The sequence below is a fragment of the Nostoc sp. LPT genome (genome assembly GCF_017115165.1).
Taxonomy (GTDB): Bacteria; Cyanobacteriota; Cyanobacteriia; order Cyanobacteriales; family Nostocaceae; genus Nostoc.
On record NZ_JABXKF010000031.1, the window covers coordinates 19186 to 38194 of the forward strand.

At 40.8% G+C, this 19009-nt stretch carries 20 protein-coding genes, 2 tRNA genes and 2 pseudogenes; 10 read left to right on the forward strand and 14 right to left on the reverse strand.

Annotated features, from left to right (window positions below; translation table 11 throughout):
* Window position 1 precedes the first annotated feature (1 nt).
* Window positions 2–274 carry a GlsB/YeaQ/YmgE family stress response membrane protein gene (locus HWQ58_RS06315; RefSeq protein ID WP_094348080.1) on the forward strand — a complete coding sequence of 91 codons (273 nt, stop codon included), beginning with the start codon at window positions 2–4 and terminating at the stop codon, window positions 272–274.
* Window positions 275–345: 71 nt separating this feature from the next.
* Here the strand turns inward: HWQ58_RS06315 and HWQ58_RS06320 are convergent.
* The 4 genes and pseudogenes from HWQ58_RS06320 to HWQ58_RS06335 form a co-directional block, all read right to left on the reverse strand.
* Window positions 346–933: pseudogene (locus tag HWQ58_RS06320) on the reverse strand (MAE_28990/MAE_18760 family HEPN-like nuclease); the annotation flags it as partial.
* An 18-nt stretch (window positions 934–951) separates the two neighbouring features.
* Window positions 952–1149 (reverse strand): hypothetical protein, encoded by a 198-nt coding sequence (locus HWQ58_RS06325; RefSeq protein WP_292859240.1) that lies wholly within the window; start codon window positions 1147–1149, stop codon window positions 952–954.
* 87 nt (window positions 1150–1236) lie between these two features.
* Window positions 1237–1503, reverse strand: coding sequence for a hypothetical protein (locus tag HWQ58_RS06330; protein WP_292859243.1), 267 nt, complete (start codon window positions 1501–1503; stop codon window positions 1237–1239).
* A 6-nt stretch (window positions 1504–1509) separates the two neighbouring features.
* Window positions 1510–2616, reverse strand: a complete 1107-nt coding sequence (locus HWQ58_RS06335) for a DUF262 domain-containing protein (RefSeq protein WP_292859246.1) — start codon at window positions 2614–2616, stop codon at window positions 1510–1512.
* 385 nt (window positions 2617–3001) lie between these two features.
* Here HWQ58_RS06335 and HWQ58_RS06340 point away from each other — a divergent pair, with 385 nt between their 5' ends.
* The 3 genes from HWQ58_RS06340 (at window position 3002) to HWQ58_RS06350 (ending at window position 5266) form a co-directional block, all read left to right on the forward strand.
* Entirely contained in the window at window positions 3002–3832 is an 831-nt protein-coding gene (locus HWQ58_RS06340; RefSeq protein ID WP_292859249.1) for a metallophosphoesterase, read from the forward strand.
* Window positions 3833–4048: 216 nt separating this feature from the next.
* Complete coding sequence (locus tag HWQ58_RS06345) at window positions 4049–4882, forward strand: metallophosphoesterase (RefSeq protein WP_292859251.1); 834 nt, start codon at window positions 4049–4051, stop codon at window positions 4880–4882.
* Window positions 4883–5140: 258 nt separating this feature from the next.
* On the forward strand, window positions 5141–5266 hold the full coding sequence (locus HWQ58_RS06350) for a hypothetical protein (protein ID WP_292736867.1): 126 nt from the start codon (window positions 5141–5143) through the stop codon (window positions 5264–5266).
* Between the two features lie 289 nt (window positions 5267–5555).
* Here the strand turns inward: HWQ58_RS06350 and HWQ58_RS06355 are convergent, their stop codons facing one another.
* The 3 genes from HWQ58_RS06355 to HWQ58_RS06365 all read right to left on the reverse strand — a co-directional run bounded on the left by HWQ58_RS06355 (window position 5556) and on the right by HWQ58_RS06365 (window position 8474).
* On the reverse strand, window positions 5556–6311 hold the full coding sequence (locus HWQ58_RS06355; RefSeq protein ID WP_292859254.1) for a hypothetical protein: 756 nt from the start codon (window positions 6309–6311) through the stop codon (window positions 5556–5558).
* Window positions 6312–6653: 342 nt separating this feature from the next.
* The gene (locus tag HWQ58_RS06360) at window positions 6654–7589 is read right to left on the reverse strand and encodes a WD40 repeat domain-containing protein (protein WP_292859257.1); all 936 of its coding nucleotides are present in this window, start codon (window positions 7587–7589) and stop codon (window positions 6654–6656) included.
* A 273-nt stretch (window positions 7590–7862) separates the two neighbouring features.
* A complete protein-coding gene (locus tag HWQ58_RS06365) occupies window positions 7863–8474 on the reverse strand; it encodes a DnaJ domain-containing protein (RefSeq protein WP_292859259.1) in 612 nt (203 codons plus the stop codon).
* Between the two features lie 29 nt (window positions 8475–8503).
* Here HWQ58_RS06365 and HWQ58_RS06370 point away from each other — a divergent pair, with 29 nt between their 5' ends.
* The 5 genes from HWQ58_RS06370 (at window position 8504) to trxA (ending at window position 12590) form a co-directional block, all read left to right on the forward strand.
* Window positions 8504–9592: a tocopherol cyclase family protein gene (locus HWQ58_RS06370; protein ID WP_292859262.1), complete on the forward strand. Its 1089-nt coding sequence runs from the start codon at window positions 8504–8506 to the stop codon at window positions 9590–9592.
* 33 nt (window positions 9593–9625) lie between these two features.
* Window positions 9626–9699: transfer RNA gene (locus HWQ58_RS06375), tRNA-Arg, on the forward strand.
* A 405-nt stretch (window positions 9700–10104) separates the two neighbouring features.
* Window positions 10105–10635 (forward strand): YdcF family protein, encoded by a 531-nt coding sequence (locus tag HWQ58_RS06380; RefSeq protein WP_292859265.1) that lies wholly within the window; start codon window positions 10105–10107, stop codon window positions 10633–10635.
* Between the two features lie 149 nt (window positions 10636–10784).
* Complete coding sequence (locus HWQ58_RS06385; RefSeq protein WP_292859268.1) at window positions 10785–11948, forward strand: GuaB3 family IMP dehydrogenase-related protein; 1164 nt, start codon at window positions 10785–10787, stop codon at window positions 11946–11948.
* 318 nt (window positions 11949–12266) lie between these two features.
* The gene (gene trxA / locus HWQ58_RS06390; RefSeq protein WP_104909616.1) at window positions 12267–12590 is read left to right on the forward strand and encodes a thioredoxin; all 324 of its coding nucleotides are present in this window, start codon (window positions 12267–12269) and stop codon (window positions 12588–12590) included.
* Window positions 12591–12744: 154 nt separating this feature from the next.
* Here the strand turns inward: trxA and HWQ58_RS06395 are convergent, their stop codons facing one another.
* Entirely contained in the window at window positions 12745–13338 is a 594-nt protein-coding gene (locus tag HWQ58_RS06395) for a MarC family protein (protein ID WP_292859271.1), read from the reverse strand.
* 211 nt (window positions 13339–13549) lie between these two features.
* On the opposite strand from HWQ58_RS06395, the gene HWQ58_RS06400 reads away from it, so the two are divergent.
* Window positions 13550–14362, forward strand: a complete 813-nt coding sequence (locus tag HWQ58_RS06400; RefSeq protein ID WP_292859273.1) for a carbon-nitrogen hydrolase family protein — start codon at window positions 13550–13552, stop codon at window positions 14360–14362.
* A gap of 233 nt (window positions 14363–14595) precedes the next feature.
* Here HWQ58_RS06400 and fba read toward each other — a convergent pair whose 3' ends face one another.
* The 6 genes and pseudogenes from fba to HWQ58_RS06425 form a co-directional block, all read right to left on the reverse strand.
* Window positions 14596–15675, reverse strand: coding sequence for a class II fructose-bisphosphate aldolase (gene fba / locus HWQ58_RS06405; protein WP_229485451.1), 1080 nt, complete (start codon window positions 15673–15675; stop codon window positions 14596–14598).
* Between the two features lie 435 nt (window positions 15676–16110).
* The gene (locus HWQ58_RS38335; RefSeq protein ID WP_366837477.1) at window positions 16111–16935 is read right to left on the reverse strand and encodes an ATP-binding protein; all 825 of its coding nucleotides are present in this window, start codon (window positions 16933–16935) and stop codon (window positions 16111–16113) included.
* A gap of 111 nt (window positions 16936–17046) precedes the next feature.
* A pseudogene (locus tag HWQ58_RS38340) lies at window positions 17047–17439 on the reverse strand (PAS domain S-box protein); the annotation flags it as partial.
* 347 nt (window positions 17440–17786) lie between these two features.
* Window positions 17787–17930, reverse strand: coding sequence for a hypothetical protein (locus HWQ58_RS06415; RefSeq protein ID WP_292859276.1), 144 nt, complete (start codon window positions 17928–17930; stop codon window positions 17787–17789).
* A 14-nt stretch (window positions 17931–17944) separates the two neighbouring features.
* A tRNA-Lys gene (locus HWQ58_RS06420) sits at window positions 17945–18016 on the reverse strand.
* A 61-nt stretch (window positions 18017–18077) separates the two neighbouring features.
* Window positions 18078–18947, reverse strand: coding sequence for an aldose epimerase (locus HWQ58_RS06425; protein WP_292859278.1), 870 nt, complete (start codon window positions 18945–18947; stop codon window positions 18078–18080).
* Window positions 18948–19009 lie beyond the last annotated feature (62 nt).

The window sequence follows — 19009 nt, forward strand, 5'->3', positions numbered from 1 at the left end:
AATAAATATTCTTGCTTGGATTGTTTTAGGTCTAATTGCTGGTGCGATCGCAAAAGCTATCTACCCTGGTCATCAAGGTGGCGGAATTCTAGGAACCATAGTGTTAGGAATCATCGGTGCTTTTGTTGGCGGTAGTTTAGGTGTATTCTTCAGTACGGGAACTTTATCTCTAGCAGCTCCTAGTCTTAGCATTCCAGGTATTGCAGTAGCAGTTCTTGGTGCAATTGTCGCAGTTTTCTTGTGGAATTTATTAACCAACCGCAGTGCTGTATAAATATAAAATTGCGGTCAATCAATGAGATAGATTTAGCACATTCATTTAATTATTTTTAACTGTGAATTAAATTAAAAAAATAACGTCACCATAAAATTACAGGTAGGCGTTATTTTTTTGATTGTTTTGCAATAAAATAATTTGGTTAAAAGAAAAAGGATTGAATTCAGTACATTTAAAACGTGTAATTGATACAAACGCAATCCTTTTTTAGCATCCACATCAAATTTCAAACCAACTTCCATCCCCGTAGTTGTTTTTGTTTCATTAACTGATATATCATTCATTTTAATACTCTTAATAGTGGCTAAATAGCAGCAAGATGATCCCTCACTAACTAGGAAAAGGCTGTTTCCAACCAATAAAGTCGTTTCCTCAACCTTTGCTATTCCAGCTTCATGCTTCTTAAACCATTCAGTAATTCTACCAACCTCCTTGACTTGACCTATTGATTTTTTGCGTTCAATAACTTTGTAAGTAACCAACTCAGTAAGTGCTTGACATAAAATCTCCACAAAGTCACATAATTCTAACAGTGCATTAGAAGCTAGAACATCGTCGGGAAATCCGTGGGCTGCGTCGTTACGATAGCTAATTAATTCATTGAGTTCTCCTTCCGCTGTGTTTTCATTTCCTCTGATCTCCTGTACAAAATACTTTACGGCTCTATGTTTATTCTACCCAGCCCATGAATTTGGTATACCTGCTTCTGTCAACATTTTCTCTAAGGCTTCTTTACGTAAGTTCTGTTCATGGAAGAGAAACGCATCTGGCAATAGCTCATATTCTGTTTCACCCGTAGCTCCATGAAATAATCCGCGAATAACTTCCTCAATAGATAGGTGTTTATATCTGTTTTTCCTCAGATCAAGCAATAATCTTCCTACCCCTATCTGGTAAGTATTTCGTATTGTCTCTTCTAGCTCTGAATAATGTGAAAATAATCCTGGCAGAAGTACTAACTAGTCACTAACTAAGTCTTCAACAAAACGCTCATAAATTGCGTACAAGCGCGTTACTACAGCACAATGGTCGTAAACTCGCCACTCTATTACCTTGGGAATATCCTGCATGAGTGTGCCAAGGATTAATTCTGTGTCCTCGTTCCATTCTTTTTTTATTAAAGCAGACGCACCAAAGGAAATTTGTCTTAGCCTATCATTGGTTTTGATAATTGCACGTATAACAGAAATATTTACTTTTACTGTTATCAAAAGATCCTCAAACATCGCTTTTTACCCTGCGATGATTTTGGACAACATATTGTCAAACAATTTAATTCTATTCTCGACATCAATTTTGTTTCTTTCACCACCTGTAAATAATTTTGATGTATCTTCTCTCAGCAGTTTCTTTGTCTCTTCAATTATCTTAGACTTACGCTCAATTAAAATATCTGCATTTGCCAAATGTCTACTAGTTCCAACCATAACAGCATCATAATAGGCTTTATATGCCTTATCTTTCCAAGCATCAGACTCTATATCTAAAGGCTTGAATAAATTTTCTGCATATATTTCGTGAGCTAAATTTATTGTTTGAATAAAGATATTTTTGAGGAATTCAATATCTTCATCTGATAATTTCATACTTTTAATCATGTATAGGTCAAGAAAACCCTGCATTCCTCTACGAAAATCTCCTACATGGCGTAATGCAAAAAATCGAAGCACTAATTCGGCATCTTCCATCTTTTTGAATAGGTTGTTTTTAACGAGTTTTTCAGGTTTATTTATAGGAATTCCCCACGCTTCTGTAAATATAGGATTAGTTGTCAATTCAAGTAATAATTGATTGAATTTACCATAATACAAACAGTTACGTACTTCTTGGCGACTTAACTCAACACCTCCAGTATTCAGACGCTCAAATGCAAGCTGTTTCAGAAGCAGCGCTTCTTCAGGATTAGATGCTGACTCTGTAATCAAAACTATAGATGATATGGAGCGACGATCAATCCCTGCTTTAATTTTTGCAGGAAGAGTGGCATAAGTTCGTCCATTAAGTTCTGGCCAAAGTTCAAGACCTGTTAATTTTAAACGGTTGTCATAAAAATTCCGAAGGGCAGTAATTCTTTGTTGACCATCCATTACTTCATATAAGCTAAACTCTTTTTCGTAAAGAACTATTGGAGGAACAGGAATATTGATCAAAAACGACTCTATTAATCTGGATTGCTTCTTTTCATCCCAACGCAGCCTTCTTTGGTAGAAAGGTTGCACATCCATATACCCAGGCTTCTTTAGTGCTTCGACAAAGCTAGGCAGCTTTTCACGGTTAATTTCGGTAAGTATTCTTTGCTCTCCAGACTCATACTTTTCGTTGATTTCGATATCAGACATTTTGACTGGGTGTGTGGAAGGAGATACATCTTTTCTTCGATTGGTGTAAGTTGCATTGACTACATCCTCCACAAGAATGATATGATGAAATATAGTTAAATCTGCTGAATATACCCTAGCGCTTCTTGATGCGGCAAAGTTGTCTTGATATTAAATATTCGTCATACTACCTCAATAAACAGTTTTAGGGATGTTAGTACTGGAGAAAATCTACTCCACTTTAAAAACAGTTCATGGCAAAGTTATATTCAACTTAGCTGAGTATAAATACCCTAAAATCTAGAGGTTTCATAAAATTTTCAATAACTTGCACTGGTCGCTACACACAAACCAACAATGTTCAGTTAAGCTGTAAACGCTATGATTGAGCTTTATTGAACGTTTTATGCATTGGTTGTTATCTGGGCCGTTGAGTACAGAAGCATTGACGGTTAACATTGCCGGGTTGCCTGCATCGTTACAAGGTAAAAAGCTGGTGCAGTTGTCAGATTTTCACTACGATGGTTTGCGGCTGTCGGAAGAGATGTTAGAAAAAGCGATCGCAGTTACTAACGAAGCTGAACCAGATTTAATTTTATTAACTGGTGACTACGTAACTGACGAACCGACGCCAATTCACCAACTGGTACTTCGACTCAAAAATCTGCAAAGTTGCAGTGGTATCTATGCTATTCTTGGCAATCACGATATACATTACAGACAGGCAAAAGCCGAAGTTACAGAAGCCCTTACTAGTATTGGAATTCACGTCCTTTGGAACGAAATTGCCTATCCACTAGGAAAAGAATTACCACTCGTTGGATTAGCTGATTATTGGTCACGGGAATTCTACCCCGCACCAGTTATGAACCAGCTAAACCCTGACACACCCTGCATCGTTTTATCTCACAACCCAGATACTGCGGAGATATTACAAAGATGGCGAGTTGATTTACAATTATCTGGTCATACTCACGGTGGTCAAATCGTGATTCCCGGAATTGGCCCTGCGGCGTTGTTTTACGAAAAGCTTGTAAAAAAAATACCCAGAAAAGTGCGGCGTCGAGTCCCATTTTTAGAAGTAAATGTTTCTGTAGTCAACCATTGGGAATGGGCGCAGGGTTTGCATCGGTTAGGTAAAAATCAGCTATATGTCAATCGTGGTTTGGGAACTTACCTCCCAGGACGCTTTTTTTGCCGTCCAGAAGTTACTATAATTACCCTACAAGGTGAGTAGGTAATTTCAAATTCAAAAAAAGAACGCAATTACAGCAGGTATTTTGGCTAATGAGTGCTTGCAAACTCAGTCATAACCTGCTTACTTTCATCGGATAATTTAAATCAATGAATTAATTGTATCTGAAGTAGATGACATAAATTATTGCATTTTATCAAGTTACATTTTTATTTTTGGTAAGCTGTAAGCGCTGGTATGAGGAGTATCGGTTGACTTATGCATTGGTTGTTTACAGGACATTTAAGAGTAGATAAAATAACGGTTAAGATTGCGGAACTTCCTGCATCTTTACAAGGTACAACGTTAGTACAGTTGTCAGATTTTCACTATGATGGTTTGCGACTGTCGGAAGAGATGTTAGAAAAAGCGATCGCACTTACTAACAAAGCTGAACCAGATTTAATTCTATTAACTGGTGACTACGTAACTGACGATCCCACACCAATTCATCAATTGGTGCTTCGACTCAAGCATCTGCAAAGTCGCTGTGGTATCTACGCCGTACTTGGGAACCACGATATCTATTACAGCCACTCCAAAGTAGAAGTTACACAGGCGTTAACTAGCATTGGGATTCACGTACTTTGGAATGAAATCGCCTATCCGCTAGGAAAAGAATTACCATTGGTCGGACTAGCTGATTATTGGTCACGGGAATTTTACCCCGCACCAATCATGAATCAACTAGACTCGATTACACCGCGCATTGTTTTATCCCATAACCCAGATACAGCCAAGATATTGCAACAATGGCGCGTAGATTTGCAACTATCTGGTCATACCCACGGTGGTCACATCGTCATTCCGGGCATTGGCCCTGTAGTATTTTATTATAAAAAGCTCCTCAAACAAATTCCCAAAAAATTGCGGCGTTGGGTAACATTTTTCTTAGGAGACTGCTCGAAAGTAGTGCGATATTGGGAGTGGGCGCAAGGGTTTCACAAGGTAAAAGAAAATCAACTATATGTTAATCGTGGTTTAGGAACTTATAAACCAGGACGTTTATTTTGTCCGCCGGAAGTGACTGTAATTACTTTAATTCGTCATTAGTCATTGGTCATTGGTCATTGGTTGGCGTTGCTGAATCAGAGTATGAATAAACAATGTTTCTTTGCACCTTTGCGTGAGCCTAATTCATACTTTCAATCAGTAAGGCCCATTGGTATAAATAAATGACAAATGACGAAGGACAGCCCTCAGGTCAGAGTGCAATTTAAATACATAAACTCAAAGCAGAAACCGCCTGAAGCTACGATGGATAAATCTCAATAGCTTGGGGCGGTTTCTTGAAGATTGGTGAATTCAGAAATGACTAACTTAAAATTTGGTGGACAGTATTCGCGATCGCTCTACTCAGAATTGCACATCCTTACATTCCAACTAGGCAGGCATTTTCTGGCTGTGCGTTCTAAAACCTCCAAAACAACTCATTGAACTTAAGGCAAAAACACATTCAACGGATGCCACAACCAATCATAGCGATCGCGATAAGATTAGAGCAGGAGGCACAGGCTCTAACTTGAAAGTTTTTGTTTAACTTTTAACCTGTTTGTACCTTGGTCTTAATCTAGCATTGTGTTTGTTTAGCCACAAGACACCTTTACTAAACTTGAACACCATTAATTTATCGCAATAATTCAGAAACATTCCTTAAAAATTGTCCCACTTGGTAATGTTGGCGTGAATGCCAACATTACCAAGTGGACTGAAAGTTCAGAACCCGTTATTGAGCAGAATCGCCTGCGGTAGAAGAATCGCTATTAGATGTACTATTTGACTTGTCTACTCCTTGAGGTGTAGTACTTTTAGAAGTGTCACTTTTCGTACCAGGAGCAACAGTATTAGTAGAACTATCGTTCTGCGAAGCCGGAGTATTAGTAGTTGGACTCGTTGCCGGACTTTGTGTCGCTTTAGGGGTTGGCTGGGTTACAGAAGGTGCTTTTTCTGCCGCAGGCTGCTGGGGTGGAATAGTAATGTTAATATCCGGTTGGCGAGGTGCAGACGGAGGTGTAACTTGCTGTTGTGGAACAGGAACAGGAACAGCAACAGGAACAGGGACTTCCTTAGTTGTTTCGATTATTTTCGTTTGTGGTTGAGGAGATGCACTGGGAGTTGGATTACTCTTACTCGGTACAGGAACCGCGACCGGCACAATATTGTTAACCGCTGCGTTATTCTGCTGGTTGAAGTACCAAACCCCACCTATAACCAAACCAAGTAGGGAAGTAATGATAATACCTAACAGCAAACCACCACTAGCATTGTTTTCATCACGCTGGGCTAAATCTGCTTGCTGGTAGTTACGCTCAACATTTCGACCATGTACGTAACCGTTACTATAAGAGTTGGGATTAGCTGCGTTATTCTTGACTGTTTCAGTGGTTCGTGTCAAGTCAGTATGAGTATTACCATTAATATCAGTGTAAGATTTTTGCTTGAGTTCACTGTTTTTGATTTCGCGTTCATTAGGAATAGACATAGCCGTTGATTTAACTCCTCAGATTAAGATATTGACGAACTAAAGCTTTGTGAAAACAAAAAGTTTTAATGAACTGAAAATATATGTTGCTGATAAAAATTGAGTCTTATTTGCTACTCAACTGTTGGTAATCTCAGAATAACCTCTGCCCTCAAACAAGTGGCTCTATCTCCAGGGAGTTAATACTTAATCTTTAGAGAGTTAATACTTAATCATGAGAAAGAGTATCCCAAAGATAGATGTTATTAAACTGTCAAATGATGGTTTGATAAAAAATCTAGTAATTTACTGAAATCATCTAAATTTTCAATAAATCAAGAATAGATTGTGCTTATAGGTCATTTATGAAAGAATGACAGCCTTAGCGATGGGGAATAGGGTAATAGTTTTATCCCCACTGCCACTAGCCAGCATCTTCCCATCTGGGCTAAAGGCAACGGAAAAAACTACATCTTCAGATCCTAAAAAAGTACAGAGTTCATTGCCTGTATCCACCTGCCATAGCTTGATCGTTTTGTCTTTACTACCGCTAGCTATGATCTTGCCATTGGGGCTAAAAGCGACAGAACAAACACGATCAGAATGCCCAGTTAGGGTACAGATTTCTTCACCGCTTTCCAAATGCCATAACTTAATGGTGTTGTCCCAACTACCACTGGCTAAAGTCTTGCTATTTGGGCTGAAAGCAACAGAATTTATCCCTCCAAACCAATCGGAATGCCCTTTAAGGGTAAGGATTTTCTGTTTAGCCAGATGCCAAATCTTAATGGTTTTGTCATTACCTGCACCACCACTAGCTAAAGTTTTTCCATCTGGGCTGAAAGCGACACATAAAACGTTATCTGAATGCCCTTTAAGTGTGTGTACTTGCTTTCCTGTCTCTAGTGACCAAAGCTTAATGGTCTTGTTCTGACTGCAACTGGCTAAAGTTTTTCCATCCCTGCTAAAGGCAACACAGTAAACCTCTTCTTCATGTCCTGTGAAGGTACAGATTTCATTCCCTGTTAAGATTTCCCATAATTTAATAGTTTTGTCATCACTAGCACTGGCTAGAATCTTGCCATTAGGGCTGAAAGCAACAGAATTTACCCCTCCAGACCACCAAGAAGACTCTCCATGTCCCTTGAAGGTGCGTGGTTCCTGGTTAGCTAAATGCCAAATTTTTATAGTTTTGTCATGACTACCACTAGCTAAAGTCTGCCCATCAGGACTAAAAACAACAGACATTACCTTATTTGAATGCCCTTTGAGAATGCGTACAGATATTAAATCTTGCATATTTAAATAGGAAATAAGCAGCAAATTCAACTTTATTTAACGTGAGTTTGACAAACCTCTCCCTGCCTTGAACTTTCGTTCAAGTCTGTCCCTCTCCGAGTCGGAGAGGGAAGGTTTTGCGTAGTAAAACTAGGGAGAGGTTTCTTTATTAAGCTAATTAGGCGGTTACTACATAGACCGTCAAACTCACGTTTATTCAGTATTCCCAATTGCTAGTGTTATATAACTCAAGGTATTGTATTGCTATTTAAAGCGTCTTAAGGTATTTGCTTCTCATCTCCAACGCCGATTTAGCCGCAGTAAAGATTTTATCCTCTGACAAAATCTTTCTACCAGAGGTTGAGGCTTTGATACATATCTGGGTGAACGTGATGTACGCGTACTCCCCGGATTTCTTAACTTTTCTTCTATTTGTGCAGCTTTATTTAAATCTGAAGCGGCTCTATATTCATATCCTAATTGTGAGCAAACTAGCCCACGATATTTATATGCGTCAACATAGTGAGGATTAAGACGAATTGCGTGGGTAAAATCTGCGATCGCATCCTCATATCTTCCTTGAGTAGCATTTTCTACTCCTAAAGTGTAGAAAGTTTCTGCATCCCAACGATTGACAGATATTTTTGGGGGATTTTTAGGCGAAGATGAAGATGGATTTTCAGGAATGGGAGGCTCAGATGGAATTTCAGATTTGAGCCTGTTGTAAGCTGCGTTGATTGATTTGATTTTTTCCTCAGCTTCCTGTTTTTGCCTTTGATCGACAAAGCGATCGGGATGCCAAATTTTCACCAGTTTACGGTAAGTTCGCTTCACCTGTGCTTGAGATGCACCGGGTTTCAGCCCAAGAATTTCATAAGCATCATTAATATCGAAGCGATCGCGCATACTGAAAAAATCGGCAATTAGATAAATCTATGTTAACTATTCCCTTAAATTCTCTCCAAACGCCCCATTCTGGCTATCACTGGGATGGTAGTAGTCGCCGCTTCTTTGAAGGTTGGTATTACCGTGTCACACTACCGGAAATTGGGCAAACATTCGCCTTTATGTACTCTATTGAAGATCCCATCGGCGGTAAACCTTACAGTGGCGGTGCAGCTCAAATCCTCGGCCCGGATGATCAGTACCTCTGCCGTACTTTTCCTGATGTCAACAAATTTTGGGGTAGTCGGGATGTTTTGGGTTTAGGTCATTGGGGTAAAAATAATTTGCAAGTTTCTCCCCTATACTTACTCCCAGCAGAGTTTGAGTATCATGTCCAAGAAGGCTATCAAGCTACGGCCACCTTGAATCAAGGAATAATTCGCGATCGTGCCACCAATAATTATTGCCGTTGGCAGTATGAAATTCAACCAGTATACGGTTGGGGCAATCAAAATGCCATTCAGCAATCAACAGCAGGCTGGCTGTCGTTCTTGCAGATTTTTGAACCTGGATGGCAAATTTTGATGGCTCACGGTCTAGCTAGTGGGAAGATTGACTGGAATGGCAAAATCTACGAATTCACTAACGCCCCAGCTTACGGTGAGAAAAATTGGGGTGGTGCTTTTCCGCAAAAATGGTTTTGGATAAATTGTAATTGCTTCGAGGACGAACCCGACTTAGCATTAACTGCTGGCGGTGGACGGCGGGGTGTGCTGTGGTGGATGGAATCTGTAGCGATGATTGGACTGCACTATCAAGGCAAGTTTTATGAATTTGTTCCCTGGAATTCACAAGTAGAGTGGCAAATTCAGCCTTGGGGTAGGTGGCAAATTAAAGCTAGCAACTCTAGTTATGAAATTGAATTAACAGGAACCACGAATTTACCTGGTACACCTCTACGTGCGCCCACAGCAGAAGGTCTAAGATACTGTTGCCGGGACACCATGCAAGGAAAACTAAATTTAGAGTTACGAGAACTAAATGGGAGAAAATCTAAAATAATTCTAAAAGCAAAAAGTTTTCTTTGTGGTTTAGAAGTAGGCGGCGGCTCTTGGGATAATTGTTGGCAGTCTCCCTAAAACTACTGCTATAATTATATATGCTTCGTAGTTGGGGTTGTAGCTCAGTTGGATAGAGCGGACGCCTCCTAAGCGTCAGGTCGTGCGTTCAAGTCGCACCAGTCCCGTTATGTTCAAACAATTCATATATATAGCAATTCACAGGGTAACAGCATTGCTGTACCTCTAACAGTAGTATGCCAGTTCGCCCAAGTCGGCATATCCGCTCGCGCAACTGGCTCCTATATTCCGTGCAATTGAGAACTACTAGATAAAGTGGTTAGAACCCTTTGATGAATCGTCCGATATCGGTTAGGATAATCCATCAATCACATCAATTAGAGGAAAAACAGGCACGCTTGATCGCGCTATTACACGAAAACCAGTCAAATTTATATTTGGGCAGATTCTTTAGAAGTTTGCTACTCTACTATCAATTGTTTTTTCTTATATCCAGAGAAAATTGTGCACTAAGTAAATTAAGTTATTGAGCCTTGAATAAGCTACTCTTTACAAATAAATCTTTTCGTTTTATGGCTTTTGTCCTACCAATAATGATGTGGTGGGGATATAAAGAAGTACAAAACCAATTTGTGCAGCCGCAAGCAGTTATAGTGTTAGGTGGTTCAACGAGACATTTAGAGCGAGAAAAATTTACAGCAAGATTTGTTCGCGAGCATCCAAATATACCGATTTGGATTACAGGCGGTAGTCCACGTACATTCACCCAAAGAGTGTTTACCAAAGCTGGTGTTGATCCTCAACGTTTACACTTGGATTATGAAGCAGTAGATACAGTTACCAATTTTACTACTTTGGTAGATGATTTGCAAGCTCGCGGCATTAAGAGCGTTTATTTGATTACTTCAGACTTTCACATGCGCCGGGCTTGTGTCATTGGCGAAATTATTTTGGGTAGTCGGGGTATTTATTTAAAACCAGTGCCAGTTCCGTCAGAAAAACCCCCTGAATCTATCGAAAAATCTATTCGTGATGGAGCTAGAGCGATAATTTGGTTAGCAACTGGTTACACTGGTATGGATGCCGCTAAAAATAAACGGTAAATAAAACTAATTTTGGATTTTGAATTGGTCAAAATCCAAATGACTAATGACAGCCGTCACTAGTCACTTAATATGGTTCGGGAAAAAACGCCCCAATTTTTCCCACAATTTGATACCCTAGCTTAAACAGATTTGAGTAAAGTTAAAGCGTGGAAATTCAACTTGGGCGGGGAAAAACAGCTCGCAGAGCTTACGGAATAGATGAAATAGCTCTAGCCCCTGGTAACAGAACACTAGACCCTAGTTTGGCAGATACTAAGTGGCGTATTGGCAATATTGAGCGAGAAATCCCGATAATTGCTAGTGCTATGGATAGTGTAGTAGATGTTCGTATGGCTGTACGTTTGTCACAGTTAGGAGCATTAGGTGTCCTCAACTTAGAGGGTATTCAAACTCGCTATGCCGACCCAGAGCCAATATTAGATCGGATTACCTCTGTGGGGAAAGATGAATTTGTTGCCCTAATGCAAGAACTCTATGCCGAACCAATAAAACCGGAATTAATTGAACAACGTATTCAGGAAATTAAACAACAAGGTGGCATTGCCGCAGTGAGTGCGACTCCAGCCGGTGCAAGTAAATATGGTGAGGTAGTGGCAAAAGCGGGAGCAGATTTATTTTTTGTCCAGGCTACGGTAGTTTCTACTGCACATTTGTCACCAGAATCTTTAGTACCACTTGATTTAGCAGAATTTTGCCGTTCCATGCCCATCCCCGTGGTATTGGGTAATTGCGTAACTTATGAAGTCACATTGAATTTGTTGAAAGCTGGGGCGGCTGGGGTACTGGTGGGAATTGGACCTGGTGCGGCTTGTACTTCTCGTGGGGTGTTGGGTGTAGGTGTGCCACAGGCGACTGCGATCGCAGATTGTGCCGCAGCACGAGATGATTACTATAACGAAACTGGCAACTATATCCCCATTATTGCTGATGGCGGTTTAATCACTGGTGGCGACATTTGCAAATGTATCGCCTGTGGCGCTGATGGTGTGATGATTGGCTCCCCCTTTGCCAGAGCCGCAGAAGCCCCAGGACGAGGTTATCATTGGGGTATGGCAACTCCTAGCCCAGTCTTGCCCCGTGGCACCCGCATTCGCGTTGCCACCACTGGTAGCTTAGAGCAAATACTCATTGGCCCAGCAGGACTAGATGATGGTACTCACAACCTTTTAGGAGCCTTAAAGACCAGCATGGGTACTTTGGGAGTGAAAAATATTAAAGAAATGCAGCAAGTGGAAGTTATAATTGCACCTTCTTTATTAACCGAGGGCAAAGTTTACCAAAAAGCTCAACAATTAGGTATGGGGAAATAAAATTGGAGACTGGGAACTGGGGACTGAGAAAGATTTATTTTAATCCTAATCCCTAATCCTTTAATAAATTTTTCTGGCCCCCTAAACAATTGCTGGAAAAATCCGATATGTCGCTTACAATAGAGATAGCGGAGACGCATGTTTCCGTTCACTCCTCACACCACACTCCGCCCGGACTACTGTTCGGGCGGTTCCTTATGTTTGTAAATAAAATAAGAGAGCTTCTTTGCAAATGTACATCCTCCCACTCCCAAGCTGAGGTTTTTGCTATGGTAGAATTTTCACCAAGTTCAGATATTATTGGCGAAGGTTTTAGGCATGTCAACAGCCGCACAAGTTACCGATTCTAGTTTCAAGCAAGAAGTACTCGACAGCGATGTACCCGTTTTAGTTGACTTTTGGGCACCCTGGTGCGGACCATGCCGTATGGTAGCTCCTGTTGTCGATGAAATCTCCGAACAGTACAAAGGTCAAATAAAGGTCGTAAAAGTCAACACAGATGAAAATCCGAATGTTGCTAGTCAGTACGGCATCCGCAGCATTCCTACATTAATGATTTTTAAGGGTGGACAAAAAGTGGATATGGTGGTCGGCGCTGTGCCTAAAACTACATTAGCTTCCACTCTCGAAAAGCATCTTTGAAACTCAATCGGCAATAAAATCCTCTTGAGTTATCCATTTTGTTCTAACTTTAAGTTAATTTTCATAAACAAGTTTGAGAGGCACGAATTTGTCGTCTATCAAACTTGTTTACATTTGTATACATTTTCCGATTCCGAATATTTTTAGGAGTTTTCTAGCTCAAAAACAACTCCCTAATTCCTGTACTACCAATTTCCACTGCTAGCGCCGCCAACAGAAAACCCAAAAGTTGAGTCACAATTACTCCACCTTCTGCACCAATCCACTGGTCAATCAGATTTGCTAAACGCAAAATTAACCAAGTGATAAACATTGCCCCTACGATACCCACCGCCACAGCAATATGCGGACTCTGTGATTTTGACATCAGCAACATCACCGTTGTCAAAGTCCCTGGCCCTGCTAGCAGCGGTAAAGCTAGTGGAGTAATTGCGACATCGCGTTCTTCTTCAATAATCGGCTGATCTAATTCTCCCCGCAGCATTTGCAAAGCAATTAACAGCAACAATATTCCTCCTGCTATTCGCAAAGAGCCGATACTGATTTCCAAGTAATTTAAAATTATTTGCCCTGCAAAGGCAAATAGCAAAAGAACTGCGATCGCAATGATAATTGCTTTATCTATAACTTTGTTTCTTTGGTCTGGCATCATGCCCTTAGTCAAAACTAAAACAATCGGTATATTGCCCACAGCATCTGCCAAGACAAACACAGCGATAAATGTTTGAATGAGAATAGGAATATCCACAGTAGACAGCTTTATATCAAGGTTTGATCACAACCTAATCTTTATCTTGCTCAGTTTGCTAGAACCCAGAGGAAGATTAAGATCAGTAATAAAACCAGTGTGTTAAAGAAAAGCAATGCTGACGCATTTCTAATTAAGTTCCACAAATGTTGAAGTAGCGATATATTTTGATAATCTCTTTTCCATAAATCAACTGTTCGTTGTTGAATCTATGAAGTCTTATTTAGCCGCCGCTATTCAATTGACCAGTGTGTCCGATTTACAGAAAAATTTGGCACAGGCAGAAGAATTAATAGAGCTTGCCGTGCGTCAAGGTGCTGAATTGGTGGGTTTGCCAGAAAACTTTTCCTATATGGGAGAAGAAAAAGATAAACTCGCACAAGGTGATGCGATCGCTCTTGAAAGTGAAAAGTTTCTCAAAAAAATGGCTCAACGCTTTCAAATTACCATCTTGGGCGGCAGCTTTCCACTTCCTGTAGATAATACAGGTAAAGTTTATAACACAACTCTACTCATCGACCCCAGCGGTCAAGAACTTTCCCGCTACTACAAAGTACACCTATTTGACGTTGATGTCCCCGACGGCAACACCTATCGCGAATCCAGCACGGTTGTGGCTGGTACGCAACTGCCCCCCGTATATTTTTCAGAAAAGCTCGGTAATTTAGGGCTTTCTATTTGTTATGATGTCCGATTCCCAGAACTGTATCGTCATCTGGCAGATAAGGGAGCTGATGTTATCTTTATTCCCGCCGCTTTTACCGCTTTTACAGGTAAAGACCACTGGCAAGTACTACTACAAGCCAGAGCCATCGAAAATACCGCCTACGTCATTGCTCCCGCTCAAACAGGAAATAACTACGCCCGTCGTCTAACCCACGGCCACGCCGTCATTATCGACCCTTGGGGTGTAATTTTAGCCGATGCTGGAGAAAAACCCGGAATTGCGATCGCAGAAATCAAGCCCACTAGGCTCGAACAAGTCCGCCGTCAAATGCCTTCCTTACAGCATCGGGTGTTCTAGGGACTGGGGACTGGGGGGATGAGGGAGATGAGGGAGATGAGGGAGATGGGGGAGATGGGGGAGAAGAACTATTGATTATTGACCAATGCCCCATGCCCCATGCCCCATTCCCCATTCCCAATCCTTATGAATCAAACAAAAAACCGGGTGTTTACCCGGTTTCTGACAACATTAAAACCCTCAGTTTTTGAGGAGCATAGCAGTAATGTCCCCCTATTTATTTGTTGTCAAAATTAAACTTTAGCAGCTGATTTGGTAACAACGTTAAGTTCACCTTTAGCATACTTAGCAGCAAAATCTTCCAAAGAAATTTGCTTAATCTTGCTTGCATTGCCAGCTGTGCCAAATTGCTGATAGCGTTCAGCACAAACTTTCTGCATGTATGTAATAGAAGGCTTGAGGAAGTGACGGGGGTCAAACTCCTCTGGTTTTTTAGCCAAAGCTTCACGTACAGCAGCAGTAATAGCCAAACGGTTGTCGGTGTCGATGTTTACTTTACGTACACCACTCTTAATACCTTTTTGGATTTCTTCTACAGGTACACCGTAGGTTTCAGGAATTGCACCACCATACTGGTTAATCAGTGCAAGTAAATCTTCAGGTACAGAGGATGAACCGTGCATTACCAAGTGGGTGTTAGGCAGACGGCGGTGAATTTCTTCAATGCGGCTGATGGCCAAAATTTCGCCAGTTGGCTTGCGAGTAAACTTGTAAGCACCGTGGCTTGTGCCAATGGCAACAGCCAAAGCATCTACTTGGGTTGCTTCTACGAAGTCAACAGCTTCATCGGGGTCGGTTAGCAGCTGTGAGTGGTCGAGTGTACCTTCAAACCCGTGACCATCTTCAGCTTCGCCAGCACCAGTTTCTAGAGAACCCAAACAACCGAGTTCACCTTCAACGCTGACACCCAGAGCATGAGCTACATTTACAACTTCGCGGGTAACACTGACGTTGTACTCGAAGCTAGCGGGAGTTTTTGCATCAGCTTCTAAAGAACCATCCATCATCACGCTGGTGAAGTTGTTCTTAATCGCTGAGTAGCAGGTAGCAGGTGCATTACCATGATCTTGGTGCATGACAATGGGAATATGAGGATAGGTTTCTACAGCTGCCAAAATCAGGTGGCGGAGAAAGTTTTCTCCTGCATAATTACGAGCACCGCGTGAAGCTTGTAAAATTACGGGGCTATCTGTCTCGACAGCAGCCTTCAGGATCGCCTGAATCTGCTCCAAATTGTTAACGTTGAAAGCTGGGATGCCGTAACCGTTTTCAGCTGCGTGATCCAACAGCAGCCGCAGTGGTACAAGCGCCATAGATAGTCCTCCTAATGTGGTTGTCAGCTAGTCTGTGTGAGAGAAGCGTAATTATTACGCTAAATCTTAAGAGTTTTTTCAACTTATAGGAAATTATAACTAGTGTCGTGTGTCTATGTTGAAAAAGTTTACGCCATCGCTCATAAACATGCCCTATACTTCACCTATTCTACTGTATGGTAAGCTACCCTACGTTTAAAGGCTTTGGTAGCTCTGTATCCTAGATTGCTGAATGAAGTGAGCGCATACGACGGTTGGGAACGCTTTTCTGCCAGACGCTACGCGATCGCGATCGCACCCAAATCATCTGTAAAATCTCTATTTAAATAAAAGCGATCGCATTTCCTAAATAAACGATCTAAGATCGCTCTTTCTAAGTCTTCAAATTCAGTAGACTGAAAATTTTTACACTAAAGTAAAATTAGATACCTAAATTTATAAAACATTGTTTATACACTTATATCGAATCGGGATCTCAATCACAAACTCGGTTTCCTGATCGGGTATGGAATGGCACCGCAATGAGCCATTATGCTTTTCGGTAACAATCTGGTGGCTGATCGACAACCCTAATCCAGTCCCCTTGCCAACTGGCTTAGTGGTAAAGAATGGGTCAAACAATCGTTCTTGAACAAATTTTGGAATACCAAGACCGTTATCTACAATCCGAATCTGTACATGATGTGAATCAAGCATCTTAGTACAAATCAGAATTTGACTGGGCTGTTGCTCAATCTCGCTAAATGTACGCTGTAAATCTCGTTCTTCAAGGGCATCGATTGCATTACAAATGATATTCATAAACACCTGGTTCAGTTGAGAAGCTTTGCACTCAACCAATGGTAGGTTGCCATAATTCTTAACCACATTAATTTCCTGGTCAAACTTGCCTTTCAGGCGATGCTGCAAAATCATCAGCGTACTATCAATGCCCTCATGGATGTTGACCTGTTTGATCTCAGCTTCGTCCATACGGGAAAAGTTCCGTAAAGAGCGCACGATCGTTTGAATCCGCACTGCTCCAACTTCCATTGAAGAAAGTAACTGGGGCAAATCTTTTAGCAGGAAATCTAGGTCGATCTCCTCGCTTTCGTACTGGATTTCCGCCACGGGACTGGGATAAAACTTTTGATACAACCGCAGCAGTCTTAATAGGTCTTGAATATACTCATTGGCAGGCTTGAGGTTGGCATAGATGAAGTTCACTGGGTTATTAATTTCATGCGCCATCCCAGCGACTAACTGCCCTAAACTAGACATTTTCTCATTTTGCACTAGCTGAGTTTGCGTTCGCTTTAGTTCAAGTAAGGTAGTTTCCAACTCAGTTGCTTTCTGACGCAGCTGAGCTTCTGAATCTTGCAAAGCTTTTTCAATTTGTTTACGAGTACTGATATCACGAGCAATTTTGGAGACACCAATGATTGTACCTGTCGAATTTTTAATCGGAGAAATTGTTAGCGAGATATCAATCAGTGTCCCATCTTTGTGTTGACGCACGGTTTCAAAGTGTTCAACTCGTTCTCCTTGCCTCAATTTCTAAATAATTTGGGCTTCCTCGTTGATGCGATCGGCAGGAAAAAGTATTGTCCCATGTTGACCAAGTACTTCTTTTCCTTTATAGCCAAATATTCTTTCTGCACCAAGATTCCAGCTAACAATTACTCCATCTAAGGTTTTGCTGATAATAGCATCCTCAGAGGACTCTACAATTGCTGCTAGGCGAAACAAAGCTTCTTCAGCTTGCTCGCTTGTCAAATTTTCCATATTATATTAATTTATTTCCTAAATTAATAGATAAAGGGCATACCCAAATTCTTGACTATTGTCTGTTTCAAATACTCTTTTTTCGTTCCTATAAAAGGAAAAGAGTCAGCTTTACACAACTTTAATTAGTATTCCCTTAAGTATTAAATAATTAACATTTAAGTTTTTATAACTTATGTTTTATACGTATATACTACAGGAATCATATTTGATTTATAAATAACTACGAGATAATACTGAATAAATATAACTGTATAACAATGAATAAAAATAAAGCAGTATCTACAAACCATGATCGCAAAAGTAGCCATATCACTGAAATAGGCAGACAACTCAGTTAATTTCGATTAATCTGTAATCTTTCTTTTATCTTTAGCAAAAAGCAATCGCTCATCCGAAAATTTTTTATTCCCCAGAGCGATCGCATTCACAATTTTTTTGATAGGGATAGAGCTAGCCTCGACTTTTATCCTCAAAGACTTAGCAAGCATTTTTCCCTTGAATATGGGTCGCCCGGGATTCGAACCCGGAACTAATCGGTTAAAAGCCGAGTACTCTACCGTTGAGTTAGCGACCCTTTCATTGCATTTCGCAACTTTGCCATTATAGCATATAAATTTGTAGATTTGTAAAGGGGTTTAGAAAAAATTGGCAGTAAACCTTACAGATGCTGTGTGGCTAGCTTTTGGTGCTAACACAGTCAGGTTATCACCAGTATTAAGAGAGTTACGGGTGGCACTCCACGGTTCTAGACAGTAGAATTCTTTGCCTTTGACTGTCCAAAATACCAGGTAGGTAGAGAAATCATCATAATCCAAGGTGAGTTTTAACTTCCGGCTGCGATCTATGGCAGTGGCTGATTGACTCGTTAACTGTCCAAAGGCAAAATCAATTTCATCACGGCTAAAGTCAAAATTGCCGTCAAAAGAGTGAATTTCCTTAGTTTGATTATCTTGATACTGCTTAGAAGGAATTTCAAGCTCTAGCTGAGTTTTATCACCACAGAGAAAGTAGGGATGGAAACCAGCCGAAAAGGGCATTGGTGTGGATGACAAATTTTTATACTGCTGGCGGACTTCTAGGGTATTACCTTGAAGTTCGTAGGTGAAAGCCAGTTGAAAATCAAAAGGATAAACAGCCTTGGTTTGCTCATTACTGTTCAGAACGATAGTTAGACTAGCTTTATCTTTAGTTTCTTGTTCTGTTGCTGACCACGGCAATTCACGAGCAAAACCGTGTTGTTTGAGAGTATATTTTTGACCCTTATGAGTGTAAGTATTATCTGGTAGATTGCCACAAATAGGAAACAAAATTGGATTCCCACCTCTGACAGTCAACTCAGGATGAGTAAAGCGTTCAGCATCCAGGTAGAAAATTTCTTGCCCTTGAATACGCCAACGGGTAATGATACCGCCGCGTTCGGGTACGACTTCCAATTGAGAACCAGCGGCTTCGTCCGAAAGAATATAGGTTTTGTACTGTTGCTGTTGAACTGCAATGCTAAACACAAATTTTAGTCCTGGGTAAAGTGGAGTGCTGAGTACCTAATGCTAAGTCCTGAGCAGAATAA

What these genes read in the sequence shown, in the direction of transcription:
- HWQ58_RS06330 (WP_292859243.1), bottom strand. Translation starts at nt 1,503, where the DNA reads ATGTTTGAGGATCTTTTGATAACAGTAAAAGTAAATATTTCTGTTATA.
- HWQ58_RS06335 (WP_292859246.1), bottom strand. Translation starts at nt 2,616, where the DNA reads ATGTCTGATATCGAAATCAACGAAAAGTATGAGTCTGGAGAGCAAAGA.
- HWQ58_RS06340 (WP_292859249.1), top strand. Translation starts at nt 3,002, where the DNA reads ATGCATTGGTTGTTATCTGGGCCGTTGAGTACAGAAGCATTGACGGTT.
- HWQ58_RS06345 (WP_292859251.1), top strand. Translation starts at nt 4,049, where the DNA reads ATGCATTGGTTGTTTACAGGACATTTAAGAGTAGATAAAATAACGGTT.
- HWQ58_RS06350 (WP_292736867.1), top strand. Translation starts at nt 5,141, where the DNA reads ATGACTAACTTAAAATTTGGTGGACAGTATTCGCGATCGCTCTACTCA.
- HWQ58_RS06355 (WP_292859254.1), bottom strand. Translation starts at nt 6,311, where the DNA reads ATGTCTATTCCTAATGAACGCGAAATCAAAAACAGTGAACTCAAGCAA.
- HWQ58_RS06360 (WP_292859257.1), bottom strand. Translation starts at nt 7,589, where the DNA reads ATGCAAGATTTAATATCTGTACGCATTCTCAAAGGGCATTCAAATAAG.
- HWQ58_RS06365 (WP_292859259.1), bottom strand. Translation starts at nt 8,474, where the DNA reads ATGCGCGATCGCTTCGATATTAATGATGCTTATGAAATTCTTGGGCTG.
- HWQ58_RS06370 (WP_292859262.1), top strand. Translation starts at nt 8,504, where the DNA reads ATGTTAACTATTCCCTTAAATTCTCTCCAAACGCCCCATTCTGGCTAT.
- HWQ58_RS06380 (WP_292859265.1), top strand. Translation starts at nt 10,105, where the DNA reads ATGGCTTTTGTCCTACCAATAATGATGTGGTGGGGATATAAAGAAGTA.
- trxA (WP_104909616.1), top strand. Translation starts at nt 12,267, where the DNA reads ATGTCAACAGCCGCACAAGTTACCGATTCTAGTTTCAAGCAAGAAGTA.
- HWQ58_RS06400 (WP_292859273.1), top strand. Translation starts at nt 13,550, where the DNA reads ATGAAGTCTTATTTAGCCGCCGCTATTCAATTGACCAGTGTGTCCGAT.
- fba (WP_229485451.1), bottom strand. Translation starts at nt 15,675, where the DNA reads ATGGCGCTTGTACCACTGCGGCTGCTGTTGGATCACGCAGCTGAAAAC.
- HWQ58_RS38335 (WP_366837477.1), bottom strand. Translation starts at nt 16,935, where the DNA reads ATGTCTAGTTTAGGGCAGTTAGTCGCTGGGATGGCGCATGAAATTAAT.
- HWQ58_RS06415 (WP_292859276.1), bottom strand. Translation starts at nt 17,930, where the DNA reads ATGCTTGCTAAGTCTTTGAGGATAAAAGTCGAGGCTAGCTCTATCCCT.